Genomic DNA, 21312 nt, shown 5'->3' on the forward strand with positions numbered 1-21312 from the left:
TGGTACTCAATGAAGCACTGCCACTGTTGCTTGTGGAGATACTTTGACTGTCACTAGTGCTTAGTGAAGCACTACCACTGTTGCTTGTTGAAGTATTATTGTCACTTTCACTAGTTGAAGTGCTTAAGCTATCGCTTGCACTGGTAGAGTTGCTGTCACTCATTGAAGTGCTTGCGGAATCACTGGCACTAGTAGATAAACTATCACTCATCGAAGTACTTGCGTAATCGCTCTTGCTGGTTGAGTTACTATCACTCATTGAGGTACTTGCGGAATCACTGGCACTGGTAGATAAGCTGTCGCTCTTTGAAGTACTTGCAGAATCACTTGTACTGGTAGATAAGCTGTCACTCATTGAGGTACTTGCAGAGTCGCTGGTGCTAGTTGATTGACTATCGCTCATGGAAGTACTTGCTGAATCACTGGCACTTGTTGATAAACTATCGCTCATTGAGGTGCTTGCGGAATCACTGGCACTAGTTGATAAGCTATCACTCATTGAGGTGCTTGATGAGTCACTGGCACTAGTTGATAAGCTGTCGCTCATCGATGTGCTTGCGGAATCACTTGCGCTGGTAGATTGACTATCGCTCATGGAAGTGCTTGCGGAATCGCTTGCACTGGTTGATAAACTATCACTCATTGATGTGCTTGCGGAATCGCTAGCACTAGTTGATTTGCTGTCGCTCATTGAGGTACTTGCGGAGTCGCTTGCGCTAGTTGACTGACTGTCGCTCATCGATGTGCTTGCGCTAGTTGACTGACTGTCGCTCATCGATGTGCTTGCGGAATCACTTGCGCTGGTAGATTGACTATCACTCATCGAAGTACTTGCGGAGTCACTCTTGCTTGTTGATTGACTATCGCTCATTGAGGTACTTGCTGAGTCGCTGGTACTAGTTGAATTACTTAAACTATTACTATCACTAGTTGAGTTGCTCAAACTGTCACTCTTGCTAGTAGAATTGCTTAAACTATCACTGTGGCTGGTTGAATTGCTTAAACTGTCACTCTTACTAGTAATTTTACTAGTTGATCCACTTTGAGAAGTACTAGTACTCTCACTGTTAAATGCGGTAGCAGATCCAAATTGAAGATACTTTGGTTGGTTTTGATTATTCAACAAACCCTTAATTTTTTCGGCTTCATCAAAATTGCCAGGAACACCTATTACAACATTTTGAATTTTTCCATCATAACCGATCTGAAAATTCAAATAGCCAAGAGGCGATGAGAAAGTTTGATCTCCAATTTTGATTGTCGAACTATTAACAATAAAGCTAGTGTTAGGGCTGGCAATTAAACTGTTATTATTAGTATTATTAGTTAAATCAAATACCACATTATCAGGATCAGTAATATTAACGGTGGCATTACTTCCAGAATTATTTAATAGTGTAACTCGTTGGCTACCTGTCGATACTAATGATAATTTCCCATTAGTCTCAATGGTAACAGCTCCACCATCATTTAAGTACAGCAGACTTTGATTGTTACTGTCTGTACTACCAGATTGATTATACGTAATATTAAAGTTACCGCCACTAGTAATATCAACACTAGAGCCAGTGTCAAGAAAAACGATGCCTCGTTGAGAAGCACTACCTGGCATAAAGTACCCATTAGCAGTTACGTTCAAAGTTCCGCTATCACTAATTTGAGTGTGGCCAAAGGAATAAATAGCACCAACTTGAGGATTAGAAAGTGTATTATTTAAGTTAATGTTTAAATTAGCACCCTTACCAATAATAATATCTCCACTTTTAGTGACAATACCATAGTTAGTGCCATTAACATTGTTTTCATTAGCACCACCATTATTGTTAGGATTTAAGGTAACAGTCGCACCATTTTCTAAGATGACATCGCCGCTTGTACGACCACCTTGAGTTAATTCAATCACATCATCACTATTGGTAGTTCCAGTGAAATTAGAATTAGCAGCGAAAGTAATTGAAGTAGCTTGAATTACCTGCTGACCACCGGCTTCTGTTGGAATAGATCTACCATTAGTAAATTGATTAGTATAGGAAGAAACAGAATGAGCAGTTACGTTACCTTCGATCGTAACGTCAGTACCAACGCCAGGAGCATTGAAACCAGAACCATTGATTCCATAAATGAACTGTGCACCAGTATAATTTACGTTGTTAACAACATATGATTTAGCTTGACTAATAAATCCATAGAAACATCTACCATAAATATCTAAATTGTCATATTCAATCGTGGCACTACTATTGTTAACACCGTTATTCCAGTCATTAAAGGTGTAACCCCTTAAGTCAATCGTGTAATGGTGCCCCGCAGCTGAACCAATTGTTAAGTCACGTGGATTGTTAATTTGAACAACTACTTCTTGTCCGTTATTAAAGTTCCTCAAATTAGCAAAGTTAATATCACCAGTAACAACAATGTTATTAGCGGTACCGTTTACTAATTCATTGTATAATTCGTTGGCGTTGTTAACGTACACAGTATTTTGATCAGATGCTAAAACAACATTATTAGAATTAGTATTTTGTTGAACTTCACTAGTTGAATTCTGTGCACTAGTAGATTGTTGGTCAGTTTGACTGGTAGAAGTGCTGCCGCTTTGTGACATTGAGGTTGAATCATTTTGACTTGTAGATGCACTATTATTAGATAATACATTTTCACTGTTTGCCAAAACGTTGTCAGCTACAGTCGAAGTGCTATTAGCTTCGCTATTCTTATTGCCACTTAAGTCCTTGATGTTAACGGACATATTATTGTTTTCACCAATACTGCTTAAGGCAGCTAAAGTACTGGTGTCAGGAGTTAACCCGTTTGCTAAGCCAACGTTAATTACTTGGTGTTGGGAATCAACCGTAACGGTAGCATCGGCTGGTACCACTGCTTTAACCTGGTTATAAACCTTTTGGTTATTTGCTTCACTAGTACTTGTATCAGCAGAAGTTGAGGTGCCGTTAACACTGTTGCTTTCGCTGTTAAGGTTTGAAGCAGAAGTGATGCTTTGACTATTTTCTGTTTGACTATTGCCTAATGAATTACTGTTAGCAGTTTCACTGTTAAGTCGTGCACCTGGTTGTAATGGAGCAATTGGCTGATTGTTGTCAGTAATTGTTTGACTAGCAGCTGTAGTAGAGTTCACTTGGCTAGTAGAATTAGCTAGTGGATTATTACTATCAGCTTTAGCTGTCTTACTGTCAGAAGTAGATGCAACCTTATTAGTTGTAGAATTTTGATTCGATTGTTGATCAGTCTTAGTCTGATTATTAGCCTTAGTAGAATCTGCTTGAGTAGCAGAATCAGCGGTTGAAGTATTAGTGTCAGCCTTCTTTTGACTATTAGCCGTTGTAGAACCGGAATTAGAACTAACCTTATTATCACTTGTTGAGTTAGTTGAATTAGCGATTGACATGGAAGCTGATGTCGAATTCGACAATGCTTCACTCATACTAGTTGAGATCTGGTCAATCTTAGCTTGTGAGTCTACCTGACTGCCAGTTGTAGAAGACGTGGTTTGTGAAGTTGATGAAATCGTTGCCGAGTTCTTATTTGGTAAGACATCAGCGTCCTTATTTTCTTTACTAGTGTTGTTACTAGTTGTAGTAACGGAATTAGCAGAAACAGAAGTAACACCAATGGTAGCTCCTAATAATCCACCAATTAGTGAAATTCCAGCAACCATCCACTGCTTTCCAGCTTTGTACATTTTATAATGCGTTCTAGCATCGTCTTGAAGTGCTAAACGGATGTTTTGCTTTTTATTTCCTTTTCCTCTCATAAAAAACTTTCCCCCTTAAATTTGTGAATAATCTATACTTAGATGGTTTCACTATATAACCAAATTAATTTATTTAGCCCATATTCCCAAAAATGGGACGATTTTTTCACTTGCAAACCCAATTTAATTTGAATATAAAAAAACAGCTGGAATTACCATCATTCCAGCTGTTTTTTGTATTAGTTGATATTCATTTTAATGAAGTTGTGAATTTCATTCCAAAAATCATTTTCATAATTAAAGACCGGTTGAGACTGCAAAATAGATTGTGAAAAGCTTGGGAAAGTCACTTTATTCGTTAGCAATTTACCAATTTGTTCGTAACAATTACGAAGATGATCATCCATGGCTCCACTCGTATTGATCGCTTGATAAACTTGCTTTAAGAAATCAATGGCCTGATCTGCCTGATGATTAATGTAAAAGTTCATTACAAAATCAATCGCGCATCCCCAATAAACATATATCCGATCCAAATCATTACTTTTAAGGCCACTCAAGATCTTTTGTGATACCAAGAAATCACTATTGATCTGCTTTCCTGGAAACAAGGAGCGCTTTAAATTTAAATTTAAAATATTTAAATAGATATCAAAATCCGTTAGGTCATCACAATATTGAAAATATTTATCATTATTCTTAAAAAAGGATGACACATCCGGTTTTTGTTTCCGTGCGATTTGACTAATAATCTGAGTGTACGTATAAACCTTAAAAAAAGGTGACGTCAGTTGCAGACGATACTTATCAAGTCGATTTAAAATCGTTTCAAGTTTATCCGGATTATAACTATAAGTATTGTAAAAAGAAGCTAATGCTAATGTATCGATTAACTCATCCGTCGAAGGACTCAGTAATGCCAAAAATTCTTCATCAGAAATTCCCAACAATTTTTTAATCCCGAAAATGTACTCAAACGGAATGTCAATTTCATAATTGATCCACCGATAGTAACGTGAAGTGCTCAACCCCACTCGATCTAAAAATGAACTTATTTTAACTTTCCGTTGCTGAATCAATTCGGCTATTTTTTTCCGATCAATACTGACCGCGGCAACACTATTTTGTGGAATTTCTTTATTACGACAATGCAAATCGATATAATATGCAACTCCTAATGAAGGAAAATTCATTTTTATTACCCCGCTAAAGTGATAAAACTATAGACCAAACTAATAATAACTACGAATACCATAATGACTGAGACGATAATCATAATTACTTTCCCGCTGCTCTTGGTGTCTGATGCATCAACAACGTACTTCTTCTCTTCATCAAAACGTGACTTAATATCCTGCTGCAATTCTTTCAATTTAATTTTTTGCATTTTATTACCTACTTTAAAAACTAATCAACTACTACCTTTTTGGTGGGAATCCCCTTGTTTTCTAGTTCTTGCAAAAATTCCTTACTCATATGCACATCTTGAATGTAAGAAATTCTATCCGTCAGAATGTCTAACAAATTTTGTTTGACTTTTCCATCGGCATTAAAGGGTGATTCTTCCAAGTAAAGCGTATTGTGCGACTTAGATTGCGATAATGCCCACAACTCAAGCCCCATGTAGCTAATCCCGACGGAATCTTTAGGCGTTAAGTATTTCCCAACGGTGTCAGCATAAAACTCATCTAAATTATTAAACTGTCGCTTGGTTTTTAACGAATCAAAATCTTCAATGGTAACCCAGTTCAGCTGCTTTTTATAAAAATAAAAACACAAGGCTGGAACACCGGCATCATTATAAAAATCAATTCGTTGTGGTTGTCCCCGCGTATAGATAATGTTGCTGAACTTTTTCCCGTCGCTAGCAAATTCCTCGATATAATCTAATTCGTCGTTTGGGAAAACATAGTCCACCTCTTTAACGTGCCGACGCGTATTCGGCCACAAAATGACATGTCCGATCGTGCTGCCGTTGGAGATGATATTAATGGTAAAATCAGCGTTCATAAATATCTCTGCGCCATCAACGGTAGGAACTCGGTTGAAAAACAAAAATGACTTTGGATCCATGTCTAAAGTGCGACCAGTAACGTAATCAACAACATTCAAACCACTGATATCATTCGCTAATAAAGCATCCCGAAAATTAGAAGCTGGTGATAAAGTAATCACTTTGCCATGACTTTTTTTGATTCTGTCTCTTTGGTGCTTCCAGATTAAATTTTGATCGTTTATTTTATTGGTTAGCTCGTAATGCATCAACAAACTCCTTCCACTTATTCGCAATTACATGATTTTGAAATGAAGCCATGGAACTGATGGTTGCTTTTTGAACCTGGGAATAATTTGACTTTAATAAGCGGTTAATTCCATTTGCTAAACTTTTTACATCGAAATCAACGTTATCATCCCCACGTTTGAAGTCTTGCAGGAATCCATTTACACCATCTTGGATCATTTCAAGCGCTCCAAAACGTGCTTTAAAAGCAATTACTGGTAATCCAGCGCTTAACGCTTCTACCGTGGTTAACCCGAAGCCCTCTGAAAATGACGCTGAAATGAAAGCATCATATTTGGGATAAACGTCCTCTAAGTGCTTGGACAATCCCTTTAATTTGATATAGCTTTCAGCCTTTTCTTTTTTGATCGTTTTTTCAATTAAATCCTTCTCGCCACCAGCACCATAAATATCCAAAGAAACTGTCTTTCCTTGTTTATGTACCTTAGCAACTGCCATCACCAACATATCAATATGCTTCTCGCCAGCTAGTCGCGAAGCAGTGATTAATTTGAGTGAACGTAATTTTTTATTCCGGGCCCTTGGTCTCGTTTTGCTGCTCCCCTTATCAGCAACTCCACCAACCGGAATCGTAGCAAACTTGTCCTTTTTATTAGGAAAATCTTCAATCAGATCCTTGGTTTGCATTTTGGTAGCACTAATAATTTTGTCGATATTATCAAGATGAGTTAACGAGTATTCGTAGTAGTTATTCCACAATGGATAACGAGGATCATTTCTGTCAGACAAGTGGTCCGCATGCACAACTTCAACAACTTTACTTTGGGACATCTTAGGATATAACAACGCCGCTTCACTCTCTTCGCCACGATCCAAGAACCAGTTGTTGGAGTGACCATAAGCTTTATCCACCTGTTCAAAAAAGTATCGTTGGAGTTGAACCTCATTAGGAAAGTAAAATTGATGACCATTTTGGTTATAAAGATGAATATTTTTAATCAGGGTTTCTTTATGGCCGTTGTCATAAAAATCAAACGTGACCTTCTTCTCACCGGTCTTACTTGAATAAATTTCAACCTTCGAAAGGCTCATAATTAACAAATTGTGTTCTTTATTAGGAAATTTAACCATGGTTTCGATGATTTTCATCCCCGAAGCGGTCTGAACCTTTAACAGTCGGGTCGTATTGGTTCCATCAACCACCGTTTCATTTTTAACGGGATAGAACTTTTGAACTCCCTGATGTAAATAGTCGTCACCTAACACAAAATATTCGTACATATTAATAACCTGATCATTTTTTAGGTTCCACGTGTCCATGGCCTCGTGTAGATTATTAATTAATTGCACAAAAATATAACGATATGGCAATCCGACTTCATCAAAACGACGAGCGCGATAAAATTGCGCATGTTCCACGCCGGAATTACCAATTCCCATGGCACGATTAATAAAAAAATTCATTGGTTGGTTATTTTTTACTTGTTCTTTCATCAATTTCATTCCTTTGCTTTGTTAATTTTAGAAAGCGGATAACCATATGACCTTACCCTAGTTGGCAGCTTTCCCAACTGCTTATCTTGCTTAATGGCTTTCAATAACTTATCAATTACTGCATCGACCTTCGCCGGATCATTAATTTCATTGTTAGACAGTCGATAAAAGATTTGAGCATGATCGCTTTGAACGGGAACCGTCCAGCTTCCCGAATCACGGCGTCCGATGTACACATCCAACTCCCTCGCCTTAGGATAGCTGAACTCCGTCAGCTTTAAATCAGGGCTCACCTTAAAGCTCAGATTCTTAAAATTATCAGCTTCACCTAAGATAAGATAGCGAAACGTGATGGACTGATTGGATTTCACCACTAAGGATATTTCATACTCTGAGGCATGTTCCGGATACTCAAAATCACCGTCATGACCATTGATAATAATGTCTTTCATAAAATCATGGGATTGATCATAGATCGTTACTTTGAAATAAACTGAGTCAGCAGGTTCAGCCGTGAAATCACTAGCGAGGTGATACCTATGCTTACCAAGTAAAATTGGTAATTCTCCTTGCATCCTGGCGTCTTGAAAATTTAGTCGTGAGTGCCAGGTGTAAACGCTCGTGCCCGGAGACAATAAGGGGGATGAATACGTGACCGCAGTTGGTGAATACGTGACCTGAGCCCCATACCTTTCCATTGGCTTAAGATATCTTCCCCACGTTAAAACCGTCATTGCTTCCAATTTCTTAACTCCTATCAAACTTTTCTTGCATCAAATTATGATATTGCCGCACAAACCAATTAACGATGCCATCCGTATCATCATTATGGCGACCAATTAATCCCTTGCTGATTACTTTGACGGCTTGTTTTTGCTGCTTAAAATAATTAAATAACTCGTTGTAAGCGCCCTTGTCGTAATCATCTTGTTTCATATAGGCGATGGCAAAAATCGTTTTAGCAAAATGACCGTTCTTAAAATGATTCCAAAAGTATTGGTTAAAATGATCTTGGGCTTTCTGATCGGTACTACCCTCATGCATTAGTAACAAGTCTAATGAAGTCAAAAAATCAGCAGGACGATGCAAACGCGAATTCCTAGCGATGGTGCCCAAATTGACTAGCGGCTTTCCGACAATCACAGCCGCCGGACTTAAATCCGTCGCATAGTAAAGGGCAGCGGTCGTTCCCATCGAAATGCCGGATAAAACTAACTCTTTATTAGAAAAATTCAACTTTTTCAAGCAATCCTTGATGGTCGCGATTAATTGTCGTTCAAACTCCTTACTCCCAACGTAAAAGGAGCCACCTTCCATTCGTTCATCAGCAATTAATAAATACGGTGCGGAACTAATGTTGCTCATCATCCGGCCTCCTTCAAATCCTTCAGCCGTTCTATAACCACTGAAGTAAACGTTCAGAGGTGGTTTTAAATCACCCGGATTAAAGTAAGTCGCAATCTGGCCCCTATAATTTTGTTGATCGGTTAGGGTTTTCGATCCAACCATGTAAGTTCCCAGATTTCGTCTCCGGTTTCTGATGTGAAGCCTTCGGAGGGTAAACGACTCAATCGTGCGTGCCTTGCAAGAAAACTGAAACATATAAATTAGTAAGCTTTTGGGGCGTTTCGTAAGCGACCGGTTGGTCTAAATCAGACTCAGAAACAGTGAGCTGTTTGACGATCTGATCCGTTTCGGCATCCAAAAAATACAGTTTAAATTGCACTTTTCCCGTACCTTGGAGTTTGTACTCTGGCCAAAACTCCATTAAAGTATGATCTTTCCCTTGCGCTAGGGTCATTTGAAAATTAATGGCCTGGACCTGATCGGGCAAAGTTAAATTATGGAAACTAATCTGACCGGAACCGGTCTGTGTCATGTTGGACAATAATTCAGAATTTACGTCGATTCTGTCTTTGTCCAACCGATCTCCAAATTGACCCCCAAAATAAACCTGCTCAATTAGCTGAGTTACTTCATCAACGTCCGCTAAGTTTGCGCTTTGCGCGTTTTTGTAACTGAGGGCTTCACCAATTTCATCTGAAAAATTTTCCCCCTGCTGGTAAATAATATTATTGGCGGGAAGGTCTTTAATTAGTTTCGGCATGATGTAAACCATAGACTTATTACCTAAGATAAACAGCGTATTGCTATATTTAGGGTCAAGGTGCTCCTGGTGTTTTTCATCTAACAACTCTTGTTGCATCGCAAAGACGTCCTTGGGATCGGCCAGTGAAAAATACTGAAACTTGAATTTATCATTTAATGTTTGATTTAAATCCAACCGTTGCCCACCTAACTGAATGATCCTCTTATTCTTTGCCATTAATTTCGCCTCATTTCCTTAAAGATTGAATTGATTTCAGTGACAATCTTTTCACTGGAAAACATTTCAATTTTACTAATATCGGCAACCAGTGACTGGTTCCAATGGTCCAAATGATCTAAGAAGTAATTAACTGCTTTGATGAGATGCAGATCATTTTTAATGATGATGCCATTCTTGTCATAGTCCACGTAGTTCGTTTTAACCACGTTAATTTGCGGAATTCCAGCGCTAATCGCACTAACCTGCAAATAAGGGCTCGGGAGCCGATCCAAATCAACCAAAACGCGGGCCTCATGAATACTTTGCTGATAAAAGGATGGCTCATTATTAGAATAAATTTTGATCCGATCGAGCGTTTCACTCGCATCGACGAGCTGGTCCCAATTAGTTTGCTGCTCTTTTTCCTTCGCCCGTTTTCGTAACTTAGGCGTTAACTGATGTCCCTTTTTTAATCTGAGGTATTTGTGTACCCACTTAAAATCAGTTGAACTTAACGAAACGTCGAAGTGGTTTTCTATTCCCGTGATGACTTCTTGTTTTAAGACTTCGTGAATGGCTTCGTGATTTGCACCAAAAGCAAGAGCCTTATCCTTACCCTCGATAACCACTTGCAGTAGCTTCTGGGTCAGTCTTCGAATGGTTCGTTCGGGCATTTGGTTAACTTTCCAAAAAATAACCTGCTGCTCCATACTGTTGCTGATCCCCAAATTCAGATGGGCCGCGTATGGAGAAACAATTTTGACGTTCAGGGGATGTGCTTTTTCATGCCAAATCCGTTTGATTTTAGCGGCGAATAATTGGTTCGGCACTAGAATCGCACTATTTTTGGCAGATAGCTGGGCTAGAAATGGTCGCTTAATTAAGTTTGCATCGGTTAAGAAGCTACAGACCTGACATTTTCTTTGCAGCTCATGGGTAAGCGCTAAGCTATCTTCCGTCGGATTGTTAATGATTTTAATCTCAGGGTCCGTCTTGACCTGATTAAAATGATTTTGCGAAACCTCACTGATTAAATCCGTCAACTTAGAATAGTGCGAGTGCGCAAAGCGTTTTTGAAAGGGTTCGGCAATCTGAACCTGATCATTTTGAGTGTGATTAATGGTTAAAACCACTTCTGAAAGTGGATTATACAATTGAGTTTGATAGGGAACACCATTATCGTACGTGCCCCTTCTTGATAAAAAGCCGCGCGAATCAAAATAATCAATGGCGGTTAACTGATTATCTTGATAATATTCAATCGTACTTAACACTTTCCCCGCAAAATAATTCGCCTTGGCGTACAATTGATCGTCCTTTAAAAATTGGACTCCCCGTGGTGAATAAACTCGTTCTAAATCACTAGAAAGGGGGAGATCCTCGATCGCTAACGGTTTACCAATCTTAATGTGCACATCCTGAATTTCATCTAAAGCCTGCCAATAGGGAGTATTAAGCAGTCCAAACTCATTTAATTGGTAAGTTAACATGGGCAAAAAACTATTGGTAATTAACGTACAATCTTCATTATTATCCTGAAAAATCGCAAGTTGACTAATAATAATGTTATAACCCAGCTGCAACGTATAAGGACGCCAATTAGGGATAAAATAAACCATACACACTCCTACTAATAACTAAAAAATACGATAACGATATTTGTAAATTAGTGCCAGAATTTCTTGGGAAATGCCGTCTAAGATAGTAATTAAAATAAATAAGGACCCAAACAAAAACGAAAAATTCGTTACGATGGGGAAATATAAACCGACTACTAAAGGCGCTAAAGCAATCAACAAGATATAAATGGTACCGACAAACGACATAATGTTAACCTGTCCGGTCAGATACTTCTCGGTCTCCTTGCCAGGAGCCAAGTTAAAGATGTAATCGCCGCTTTCTTTTAATGACTTGGCAATTATATTGGGCTGGAAATTTACAAAGGCAAACAAATAACTTAGTACGATGATAATCAGACCGTAGGAAACGATTCCCTGCCATGTGTGATAAGAAAATAAAAGCGAAATAATTTTTGACAGCTTCGCGTTTACATTTAGGTTTGATACAACTAACAGTGGAATTGAAAATAACGATAGGGCAAACATAAATGGCATGGCGCCAGAAACCAGCACCTTAATGGGAATATATGAATCCGTTAAAAAACTATTAACTCCAATTCTTTCAACGGGAATTCGATATTCCCCCTCATTAACAAAGACCGTAATATAAACAAATAAGATGACGATGATGGCGACAATGATCCAACCGATAATCGAAAAATTCAGGGGCTTTTTTAGGCCTGAATCTAAAACGGTGGGTAAGTTTTTGACCAATCCTGGAATAATGAAGATACTGACTCCACCAACTCCAAGATCCTTATTTACGTCAGCCAGCCACACAATCAGCATGGCACCAGCTAGCAAGACCGTGAAGATGAACCAGAAAAAGGTCTCATCATCAAATCCCAGGGTCTTGGGACGATAACGCAAGAATAACTTCGACATCGCCAGGGCCTGCAGAGCCGCTAACACAAAGGTAATACCCTTTTGCCAGTATCCTGAGACTTTCTGAGACATTCGGCTAGTCGTTTTGTCGTCCACCGTCGTAATAACTTGCCACACAATTAAGGCCGTCATGTAAGGACCCAGTCCTAGAGCGAATAGACTGGGAACCGTAATTTGACTACCAAAGTTACTAGAAATTAAATTGATGTAGGCATTTTGATCTAACGCGCCAGCATAATTTTTTAATTGAAACCCTGGAATTAAGATAAATCCGCCTAATTCAAACAAAGCCAACAAAAAGATTGTAAATGATCCCCGCTTTAAAAATTGCCTCACAACAAAATCTCCCTTTTTAACCTATACAAAAATCAAATCAATGGTGCCATCGTCCTTTTGTACGATCTCTGATAATAAGATGTTTCTAAGTATTAATAGATAAATTTTTTCGCGCATATTATGAAAAGCCCGACGCGCCTCGTGTTGATACTCATAAATTGGATTATGCTGACCCCAGTTTCGGCTACTAACGGCTAATTTAAGCTGTTCCAGCGCATCCACTTGGTCGATCCACATCGTATCAATTGATTTTAATAAGACGAGTCGCTTGTACTCTAACAACTGATCCTTATTTTCAAATTGTTTGTAGACACGCTGCTTTTTCGTTTCAATCATGTTTAACAACTGGGCTCTTAAGTATTTCCGGTCACGCCACCGATCCTTTAGGGTACTTTGATTAGGTAAAAACGAATAATCAATATTGTTATAAATGAAATTCGTGATATCAAAATAGTTTTTCCACTTCGGTAGGTAATTATCAATACAGGAATGAATCGCAGTATCAACGTAATGATCTAAATCATCAGACCGCATGACCTGATTACGGGTGTCGTAAAGGCAATTTCGTTGCGCTTTCACGACCTCATCAAATTTTAAGATGTTTTGCCGTTCGGAAATTTCACTATTTTTTTGGATCCCCTGTGCTTGATTAATAATGTTTTTAATCCGCGGCTTTTTTAGTGCACTCGTAACGTGCTTTTTGACCAACTTTTCCCGGTACCTTTTGACCCATTTGGGAGCGTTCTCGGTAACAATCTTATCTTCCAGCGAAACATAAAACTTCGTGTCACCGGGTTCACCCTGGCGGCCAGCACGACCACGGAGCTGATTATCAATTCGTAAGGAGGACATTCGTTCCGTCCCGACCACAAACAAACCGCCATTTTTAATGGCCTGATCGGAAAGTTTAATATCAGTGCCCCGGCCAGCCATTGAAGTGGCAACCGTAATGGAATTCGTCTTCCCAGCTTCAGCAATGATTCGACTTTCCTTGGGAGCACTATTAGCGTTCAAAATGTTATGGGGAATGCCTAACGATAATAAAATATGCGAGTACAGTTTCGACATCGATACCGAGCCGGTTTCAATCAGAACTGGTCGATGCAGTTCCCGCATTCGTTGGACCTCCTGCAAGGAAGCCTTAATCTTATCTTCGTTGGTGGCATAGATCTGGTCTGCATGATCCTTTCGAATGATCTTTTCATTGGTGGGAATAACAAACGTATTTAAATGGTAGGTTTCACGAAATTCGTCCGCATCCGTTTTGGCCGTTCCGGTCATGCCAGAGAGGCGGGTAAACAAGCGAAATAGGTTCTGATAGGTAATACTTGCTAACGCTCGACTATCATCACTGATCTTGACGTGTTCCTTAGCTTCCAAAGCCTGATGGAGTCCCGATTGTAACTTGGTCCCATACAATTTACGTCCGTTCATTTTATCTAGTAGAACAATTTCATTGTTTTCCACCACATAACTTCGATTTCGGACAAACAGACACTTGGCTTTCAGCGCTAAATTCAAGTGTTGATATAACTCATGAGCCTTAGGCGCTAGTAAGTCGGGTACCCCCGAATACTCCTCTAAATTCTTGATCCCGGTTTCGGTAAACCAGACCTTTTTCCCGTCTTCTGACTTTTTAAAATCAATCTTTTCGTCTAACTGTTGAATCATATTCTCACATAGCTGATACAAGTTGGATTGCACGTTCGGTGCCCCAGAGACAATCAGCGGCGTCTGGGCCTGATCCAATAAAATGGAATCAATTTCGTCAATCAAAGCGAAGTCCAAATGTTTGATATATTGGTTTTCTGGCTTCGTTGCTAAGTTGTCAAATAAATAATCAAATCCCAAGTTACTGTGGGTGGTGTAGACAATGTCCGAACTATAGATCTTCTTTAGGTCACGACTCGCATCGTCACCGTCGTCCTCAGGAACACCACTAGCAATCGTTAAGCCCAGCCAGCGGTAGACTTTACCAATATCTTCCGCATCCCGTTTGGCCAAATAAGAATTAGCCGTAATTAAAAAGGCACCTTTCCCCACTAGTCCGTGTAAATACATGGGCATCGTGGCAGTCAGTGTTTTCCCTTCACCGGTTTTCATCTCGGCAATGTTGCCATAGTTCAAAACTACGGCACCTAGAATCTGCGTATAATATGGTGATAATCCTAAAACGCGGCGGTCAGCTTCACACACGGTGGCGTAGGCCTCCACAATCAAACTATCTAGTTTGGCTCCATTCTTTAACTGGTCTCTCAATCGCTTGGTTTGTTGCTTTAACCGTGCATCAGAAAAATGTTTTAAGTCTTTAATGCGTTTTTGCACTTTTAAAGCAATTTTTTTATATTTATACATTACTTAAAACATCCTCCTACCGTTTAAAAGTGATTTGAGCCAATCCTTCTCAATTACTTAATTATTTCACAAGCACAAAACATTTAGCCAAGCTTATTTTTTTTAATAATCATTCTTCTTACCATCGAGCAATTAATTGCTTAACGGAAAAGTCCCCGTTGAGTAGCCTCTCACACCACTGTTACATATTCAAGAGCATTATAATTTTTTATGTTACATATATCAAATATGTAACATTTTAAAATGATTGTGATTGCTTTTGAATTAAAATTGTTGTGACTTTGATAACAATTTAAGAATAATTATTGTCTTAGAAGTCGACCATTATAGGCATTTATCGAATTACTCTCCTTTCCCCCTCCATAAGAAAAAAGAAATCACAAATGGTTTGTGATTTCAAATTTACCTCCTTTTGTCTCTTCATGGTTGCCATGACAGCTAAAATAACCATAAGAATTTTTGATAAGAAAAAAGACCTACACCGATTGAAAATCGGTATAGGTCTTTGAAGGGATCAATTGTCTAATTTTAAGATCGTTCTGCATTTCGGTTCATTCCACGTGGCTTAATGCCGGCGAAGGTTGAATTTTCTAATTTGAAAAATTAAATAAATCAGCAACAACAAGATCACAAGTAACTCGAGCGCCCCCATGATCATCTTCATCACGTTAACTGGGTTAGCGACTTTGTAAACAACTGGAACACTCGTTTCACTTCCGGAAAGCAAATCGAGTTCATCTGAGCCAGCTTTAATATTCACCGTTCCAACCTTTTCACCCTTAGTGATGGGTGCAAGCGGCGTCTTGAAAATCTTGGAATTATGATTTGAAACAAAATCAGTTTTGATCTTTTCGCCTTGCGGTAACCAGTACGTTTTCGGTGAAGCTGGGCCGATTTTCGTTGTCTTATGAACCCCGTTAATGACGTTCACCGCCTTAGTGGGCAAAACGTTGGCTCCAATCGTCGTCGGAAACAGATTCTGACTAATCTGATTTAGCATCAGCTGGGTCTGGGTAAACCGTTGATCCTTTGGAGCGCCCAGTACCACGGTGATAATCCGATCGTGATTGCTGGTCCCGGTTCCCACGAAGTTTTCACCAGCCGTGTCACTGGTACCGGTCTTGAGACCGTCAATTTTGAACGGATGGGTTTGTCCCAACAACAAATTTGTATTTTTATAAACTTTGCCATCCCACTTCAAAGACGTCATCGAGGTGGTTTTCAAAATTTCTGGATGGTGTGTGATTAACTCCTGCGATAATTGGGCTAGACCCTCCGCTGACATGGTGTTTTCCGCGTTGTCTTTCAGGTTGGGATCCTTTAAAGCCCCCAGATCACTATTAGCCAGACCACATGCGTTGTAGAGTTGAGCGTTTTTAATACCTAACTTATTAACTTCCTGGCTCATCATCTTGCCAAAGTCGTGGTTAGGTCCCGCCAGATATTCTCCTAGCGCCATGGCAGCGGCGTTGGCGGAACAAATTAGACTGGCATCGTAAAGTTGCTTGACCGTGTAAGACTTTCCAGCTTGGAGGGGAACGTTGGTAAAATCACTTCCCTGACTTAAACTGGCCACTTTTGGACTGATTTTAACCTTACTGTCCCATGAAATCTTTTTGGCCTGAATTTGATTTAAAACGATATATGTAGTGATAAGTTTGCTGACGGAAGCGATGGGAAGTTGTTGCTTGACATTCTTATCGTAAATAATTTGACCGCTGGTAGCGTCAACGGCAATGGCACTTTTGGCACTTATGTTAATTTCATTTTGTGAAATGGGTGGCTGCCGACTGCTGGCAGTGACCGTGTCAGGATTGAAGATGAGCGGAATGATTAAAAAGATAAGCGAAAATAGCACGCTTAGTGTTAGAACTTGATGCTTTTTAACTTTCAAAATCAGATGACCTCTTTTTTATTAAATAATATTTTTTATAAATAATCTTAACATACTCATTGTACTAAACTAATCAAGTAATAAAAATAATAAGCTAACAATCTCGTAAAAGATAGTTAGCTTAGACTTCCATTAATAAAATTTAGAAACCAGTAACATTAGTTCCACCACAACATCACATAAACAATGGTGGCGAAGGCAAAGAAAAGCCCATTAATTACGTAGGTTTTCTTAGTTGGATAACACATAAAATCAACCAGGTTCAAGATTAATAAAATGGGCATCCCAATCACCGAAAAGCCGGTTACCACCGTATCAATGAATTGTGGGATCTTCATCCCAATCATGATTAGTCCAAGAATCAGGGTCGCAATCACGTATACGATATTAACAATCAACATTCCCCGTGACGCGTACCTACTATTCTTAGTCACAATCGGCTTCATCTTTTTGAAGAGCACGTTATAGAACAGCGCGTAAACGACCGCGAACACGACAATTCCATAGATCAGAATGATGAAAAACATAGCTGGACTGAGGGTGGGACTGGCCTTGATGTTTAAGACCGCAAATAATTCAGGAAAACTACCGAAGACCATCACCGCTGATATCAGTGGTGACAGGATAAACTTACCTAGTGATTTAAGTAAACGCATATGGACACTCTTCTCTCGATTAAATTCATTCCTTAGGTAAATTATACTATAAACGTAAAAAATGAGTTAACGACCCATAAATAGAACACCTTATCATTATTCAAAAATAGTAGTAAGATATTTTGAATTTGGGTTAATATTTATTCCTAATCCAGTGGTTTTAGGAAGATATATTTTTCCATTTAGTGAGGGTATCATACCTCCACTAAATGGAGTATCACTTACATAATCAAGCCCATCTAGATCTATGAAACTAACATTCGATAAGCCAGCACTTAAGTAAGCTGCCATACTCAGTGAAATATTTACTTCAGAAGTACACCCAAAAAGACATCTAATTCTTCTTTTTTTGGCAAAATTAGCTATACGTATTGCTTCTATCGGTCCACCACACTTAATAAGTTTAATATTAATAAGATCAGCATATTTTCCATTAATTATTTTCTCAGCATCTTCAAGCCCAAATACTGATTCATCAGCAACAATAGGAATATGACTAAACCGTTTTACTTCCCTCATCCCATCTAAGTCATTTGCATTAACTGGTTGCTCAATAAAATCAACTTTTATATCAGAATTTTGCAACTTGTCAATATATGTAATTGCTTGTTGGCGTGACCACGCTTGATTAGGATCAATACGGATAGATACCCCTTTACCTAATAAATCTTTAACATTTAGAATCCGATTTAACTCATCAGTACCACGACTAACTTTATATTTTATACATTTATATCCAGCTCGGATGGTTGAGATGGTTGCTTTTCTAGTATCACTTTCATTCATAACACTAATCGTTGTATCATTTTGAAGGTATTGCATTGGTTCGCCAATATTTAAATATTTATCTATAGATTTTCCCTCAGATTGCGAAATAGCATCAACCATAGCAACTTCGATACCATATTTTGATGAATGGTATTGATTCGTATTAGTTAATATTGACAATGCGGATCGAACATCCATACCCGTAATCATATCTACAATATTTTTTGAATACTCTACCATGTCCTTAAATGATTCACCCGTAAGCTTATAATTTTCAGCAGATTCACCGTATCCCTTTGAACCATCTTCAAGTACAATTTGATAAATCAAACTTTGCAACTTTGTAGAAGTACGAATATTGGTAATAAATGGCTTCGAAAGCGGCATCATTAACTTAGATATTTTAACTTTTTGTATTTTCATCATTCTGTTCATGCCCCCCTAAAAACAATTAGTTTAAATTCATTTAATATTATTAGTACAAAGTATAGTCATATTTGAGCTAAGCTTATAAATTGTTCATGTTATAGGTCCTTTAAGAGCGCTTGTCAAGCTGTTCACAATATGTTTCCAAATATTATTATTAAAATTCTTAGTGTATAAACATGAGTAATTTGATCATGAACAAAAAATACCAACTAACCCATTTTAGATTAGTTGGTATTTTGTTTTAATTATCATTTAAACTAATTTCTTCCGAATATAACCAGAACAACCGTCAATCACCATTACCATGACGACGATTCCGAACAAAATGATTCCAACTCGCGGCCAGTTTCGAGTGTTCAAAGCCATGATCATCGGCGCACCAATTCCGCCAGCTCCTACCAAACCAAGGATGGAGGCAGAACGAACGGAGATTTCAAAACTATACAAGGTGTACGAAATCAAAGCTGGTAAGATCGTGGGCCACGTCGATAGTGCGAAAACCTGGGGTTTACTGCCACCGGCGGCCACAATTGAGTATTCCGAACTATGATTCATTTCTTCAATTGACTCTGAGAACAATTTTCCTAGCATTCCAATTGAATGAATTCCAAGGGCCATAACACCGGCAAAACTACCAGGTCCCACGGCTTTAATGAACATAATTGCCAGTACAATCTCGGGGAAAGCTCGGATTGCGGTCAGAAGAAAGGTTCCCACTTTGGAAGTCACATTATACTTGCTGTTCTTGCTTCTGGAAGCAAAGAAGGCAAAGGGAACACTGATGATGGCGGCAATGATGGTTCCTAAAAACGCAATTGCTAGGGTCATAATCAGTTGGGAAACGAGGTCTTCTCCACTGCCGTTATAGATATAAGCCCAGTCGGGATGAATTAGTCCCATGAAAATGGATTTCGAAACCGTCCCAGCCGATTCCTGAATATGACTAAATTTCATGTCAGAAAAACACCAGCCATAGATCACAATAATGATAATGCCCCAGACGATCCAACTGTAGCGATCTCGACGCTTTTGTTTTTCGTTAATTTTGGGAATGGTCACTGTAGTTTCCTCCTTAGATAATTGCTAAGGATGTCGATTACTAGGACAGTTGCAAACGTTGCTAGAATTACAACCGCCGTTTCCGAATAATTAAATTCGTCAATGGTCTGCTGCAGGTACAATCCTAATCCACCTGCACCAACGTATCCTAAGACGGTTGAAGAACGAACATTCACTTCGAGGGTGTACAAGAAGAAACTGCAGAACTGTCCCGCAATTTGGGGAATAATCGCCAACCGAATAATTTGGATAATGCTGGCACCAGAAGCCTTCATTGCTTCTGCTGGACCCATATCGACCGTCTCCAACACTTCGTAGAAAAGCTTGGAAATCATCCCAAACGAGAAAATCGCCAGGGTGATCGTTCCAGTTGTGGGACCAATGCCAAAGATGGCTACCAGGATGGCAGCAAGCAGTAGGGATGGCAACGTTCGAAAAATATCTAAGACAAAGCGTGATGTGCCATGAACAACCTTACTGTGATCCAGATTACGAGCCGCCAGGAAAGCCGCTGGAATTGCAAAAATCGTTCCAATCGTGGTTCCTAAGATAGCCATCTGAACCGTCTGGACCAGTGGATCCCAGATGAAACTAAAGTAGGACCAGTCTGGATTACTCATCTGACCGATTAAAACCCCAAACTGAGCAATGTTAGAGACAAATAAACTTGGATCGACCCCACAAATCTTCAGCGAGTAAAGAAACAGGACAATTAGGATGGCAATCACGATCATGCCCTTAATATGATATTTTTTTACAAATGATCGCCTGGGCACTTCGCTAGTATGCATTAGCTATTGCCTCCCTCGTAGATCTCCTTTAGATCATCGGGCGTCGACTGAGCAGCCGCTTTATCAAACACTAATTGTCCGTCCCGAATTCCAATAATTCGATCGGCAAACTCAAGTGCCAGGTCAATGGAATGTAGGTTAACAAGCACCGTATCGTGATCCTTGACGTTTAGATTTCTTAAATCTTTCATGACGCCCTCACTCGTTTTGGGATCGAGTGAAGCCACGGGCTCATCAGCCAAAACTAGGTCAGGTTCTTGCATCATTGTCCGGGCAATGGCGACCCGCTGCATCTGTCCACCGGACAATGAGTCGGCTCGATCGTACAGCTTTTTTAACATATTTACGTGGTCCAGTGATCGGACCGCTTTTTCTTTGTCTCCCTTGCTGTAAAGTCCCAAAATGGTTTTCCAAGTTGAATAATAGCCAACTCTTCCACTTAAGACGTTTTTTTGAACTGTAAGACGATTAACTAAATTAAAGCTTTGAAAAATCATACCAATTTTGCGTCGAAAGTGACGGAGTTCCTTACCCTTTAACTTCGAAATGTCAGTACCATTGATGAAAATTTCACCATTAGTGATATCCTGCATTCGATTGATGGAACGAAAGAGTGTGCTTTTCCCCGCTCCGGATAGGCCGACCACGGCAATGAATTCGCCACGTTTCACGTTAAAACTAATATCGTCTAATCCTTTGATACCGTTCGGATAAACCTTGGTCACATGATTCACTTGTAAAATGTCGGAATCGCTCAATTTATT

Annotated in this window: 17 protein-coding genes; all 17 read right to left on the reverse strand. The window is 39.2% G+C overall.

Annotated elements, in window-relative coordinates:
• The coding region (locus tag FC73_RS02085; RefSeq protein ID WP_169782371.1) for a KxYKxGKxW signal peptide domain-containing protein at positions 1 to 3772 on the reverse strand (3772 nt) is incomplete at its 3' end.
• 179 nt (positions 3773 to 3951) lie between these two features.
• Positions 3952 to 4905 carry a helix-turn-helix domain-containing protein gene (locus FC73_RS02090; protein WP_010022141.1) on the reverse strand — a complete coding sequence of 318 codons (954 nt, stop codon included), beginning with the start codon at positions 4903 to 4905 and terminating at the stop codon, positions 3952 to 3954.
• A 5-nt stretch (positions 4906 to 4910) separates the two neighbouring features.
• Entirely contained in the window at positions 4911 to 5099 is a 189-nt protein-coding gene (locus tag FC73_RS02095; RefSeq protein ID WP_010022144.1) for a hypothetical protein, read from the reverse strand.
• A gap of 20 nt (positions 5100 to 5119) precedes the next feature.
• Positions 5120 to 5974 (reverse strand): hypothetical protein, encoded by an 855-nt coding sequence (locus tag FC73_RS02100; RefSeq protein WP_029327140.1) that lies wholly within the window; start codon positions 5972 to 5974, stop codon positions 5120 to 5122.
• On the reverse strand, positions 5952 to 7418 hold the full coding sequence (locus tag FC73_RS02105; protein ID WP_029327141.1) for a glycosyltransferase: 1467 nt from the start codon (positions 7416 to 7418) through the stop codon (positions 5952 to 5954). The genes FC73_RS02100 and FC73_RS02105 overlap by 23 nt, the downstream gene beginning before the upstream one ends.
• Before the next feature lie 35 nt (positions 7419 to 7453).
• On the reverse strand, positions 7454 to 8182 hold the full coding sequence (asp3, locus tag FC73_RS02110) for an accessory Sec system protein Asp3 (protein WP_225416847.1): 729 nt from the start codon (positions 8180 to 8182) through the stop codon (positions 7454 to 7456).
• Positions 8183 to 8195: 13 nt separating this feature from the next.
• Positions 8196 to 9050, reverse strand: a complete 855-nt coding sequence (gene asp2 / locus FC73_RS02115) for an accessory Sec system protein Asp2 (protein ID WP_081454155.1) — start codon at positions 9048 to 9050, stop codon at positions 8196 to 8198.
• Positions 9016 to 9774 carry an accessory Sec system protein Asp2 gene (locus FC73_RS02120; RefSeq protein WP_010022151.1) on the reverse strand — a complete coding sequence of 253 codons (759 nt, stop codon included), beginning with the start codon at positions 9772 to 9774 and terminating at the stop codon, positions 9016 to 9018. The genes asp2 and FC73_RS02120 overlap by 35 nt, the downstream gene beginning before the upstream one ends.
• Positions 9774 to 11375 carry an accessory Sec system protein Asp1 gene (asp1, locus tag FC73_RS02125; protein WP_010022153.1) on the reverse strand — a complete coding sequence of 534 codons (1602 nt, stop codon included), beginning with the start codon at positions 11373 to 11375 and terminating at the stop codon, positions 9774 to 9776. Before asp1 ends, FC73_RS02120 begins: the two co-directional genes overlap by 1 nt.
• Positions 11376 to 11393: 18 nt before the next feature.
• A complete protein-coding gene (locus FC73_RS02130) occupies positions 11394 to 12596 on the reverse strand; it encodes a preprotein translocase subunit SecY (protein WP_010022155.1) in 1203 nt (400 codons plus the stop codon).
• A gap of 21 nt (positions 12597 to 12617) precedes the next feature.
• Complete coding sequence (gene secA2, locus FC73_RS02135) at positions 12618 to 14951, reverse strand: accessory Sec system translocase SecA2 (protein ID WP_010022157.1); 2334 nt, start codon at positions 14949 to 14951, stop codon at positions 12618 to 12620.
• A 565-nt stretch (positions 14952 to 15516) separates the two neighbouring features.
• On the reverse strand, positions 15517 to 16845 hold the full coding sequence (locus FC73_RS02140) for a D-alanyl-D-alanine carboxypeptidase family protein (protein ID WP_010022159.1): 1329 nt from the start codon (positions 16843 to 16845) through the stop codon (positions 15517 to 15519).
• A 158-nt stretch (positions 16846 to 17003) separates the two neighbouring features.
• Positions 17004 to 17501 (reverse strand): hypothetical protein, encoded by a 498-nt coding sequence (locus FC73_RS02145; protein ID WP_010022160.1) that lies wholly within the window; start codon positions 17499 to 17501, stop codon positions 17004 to 17006.
• Positions 17502 to 17597: 96 nt separating this feature from the next.
• Positions 17598 to 18695, reverse strand: a complete 1098-nt coding sequence (locus FC73_RS02150; protein ID WP_010022161.1) for a mandelate racemase/muconate lactonizing enzyme family protein — start codon at positions 18693 to 18695, stop codon at positions 17598 to 17600.
• A gap of 255 nt (positions 18696 to 18950) precedes the next feature.
• Positions 18951 to 19757 carry a phosphonate ABC transporter, permease protein PhnE gene (gene phnE, locus FC73_RS02155; RefSeq protein WP_010022162.1) on the reverse strand — a complete coding sequence of 269 codons (807 nt, stop codon included), beginning with the start codon at positions 19755 to 19757 and terminating at the stop codon, positions 18951 to 18953.
• A complete protein-coding gene (gene phnE / locus FC73_RS02160) occupies positions 19754 to 20548 on the reverse strand; it encodes a phosphonate ABC transporter, permease protein PhnE (RefSeq protein ID WP_010022163.1) in 795 nt (264 codons plus the stop codon). The genes phnE (FC73_RS02155) and phnE (FC73_RS02160) overlap by 4 nt, the downstream gene beginning before the upstream one ends.
• Positions 20548 to 21306, reverse strand: coding sequence for a phosphonate ABC transporter ATP-binding protein (gene phnC / locus FC73_RS02165; protein ID WP_010022164.1), 759 nt, complete (start codon positions 21304 to 21306; stop codon positions 20548 to 20550). Before phnC ends, phnE (FC73_RS02160) begins: the two co-directional genes overlap by 1 nt.
• Positions 21307 to 21312 lie beyond the last annotated feature (6 nt).

This window comes from Fructilactobacillus fructivorans (genome assembly GCF_001434095.1).
Lineage (GTDB): Bacteria > Bacillota > Bacilli > Lactobacillales > Lactobacillaceae > Fructilactobacillus > Fructilactobacillus fructivorans.

Coding starts and splice junctions, on each gene's coding strand:
- FC73_RS02095 (WP_010022144.1), bottom strand. CDS start 5,099: ATGCAAAAAATTAAATTGAAAGAATTGCAGCAGGATATTAAGTCACGT.
- FC73_RS02150 (WP_010022161.1), bottom strand. CDS start 18,695: ATGATGAAAATACAAAAAGTTAAAATATCTAAGTTAATGATGCCGCTT.
- FC73_RS02100 (WP_029327140.1), bottom strand. CDS start 5,974: ATGCATTACGAGCTAACCAATAAAATAAACGATCAAAATTTAATCTGG.
- secA2 (WP_010022157.1), bottom strand. CDS start 14,951: ATGTATAAATATAAAAAAATTGCTTTAAAAGTGCAAAAACGCATTAAA.
- FC73_RS02105 (WP_029327141.1), bottom strand. CDS start 7,418: ATGAATTTTTTTATTAATCGTGCCATGGGAATTGGTAATTCCGGCGTG.
- asp1 (WP_010022153.1), bottom strand. CDS start 11,375: ATGGTTTATTTTATCCCTAATTGGCGTCCTTATACGTTGCAGCTGGGT.
- asp2 (WP_081454155.1), bottom strand. CDS start 9,050: ATGTTTCAGTTTTCTTGCAAGGCACGCACGATTGAGTCGTTTACCCTC.
- asp3 (WP_225416847.1), bottom strand. CDS start 8,182: ATGACGGTTTTAACGTGGGGAAGATATCTTAAGCCAATGGAAAGGTAT.
- FC73_RS02120 (WP_010022151.1), bottom strand. CDS start 9,774: ATGGCAAAGAATAAGAGGATCATTCAGTTAGGTGGGCAACGGTTGGAT.
- phnE (WP_010022163.1), bottom strand. CDS start 20,548: ATGCATACTAGCGAAGTGCCCAGGCGATCATTTGTAAAAAAATATCAT.
- FC73_RS02090 (WP_010022141.1), bottom strand. CDS start 4,905: ATGAATTTTCCTTCATTAGGAGTTGCATATTATATCGATTTGCATTGT.
- FC73_RS02145 (WP_010022160.1), bottom strand. CDS start 17,501: ATGCGTTTACTTAAATCACTAGGTAAGTTTATCCTGTCACCACTGATA.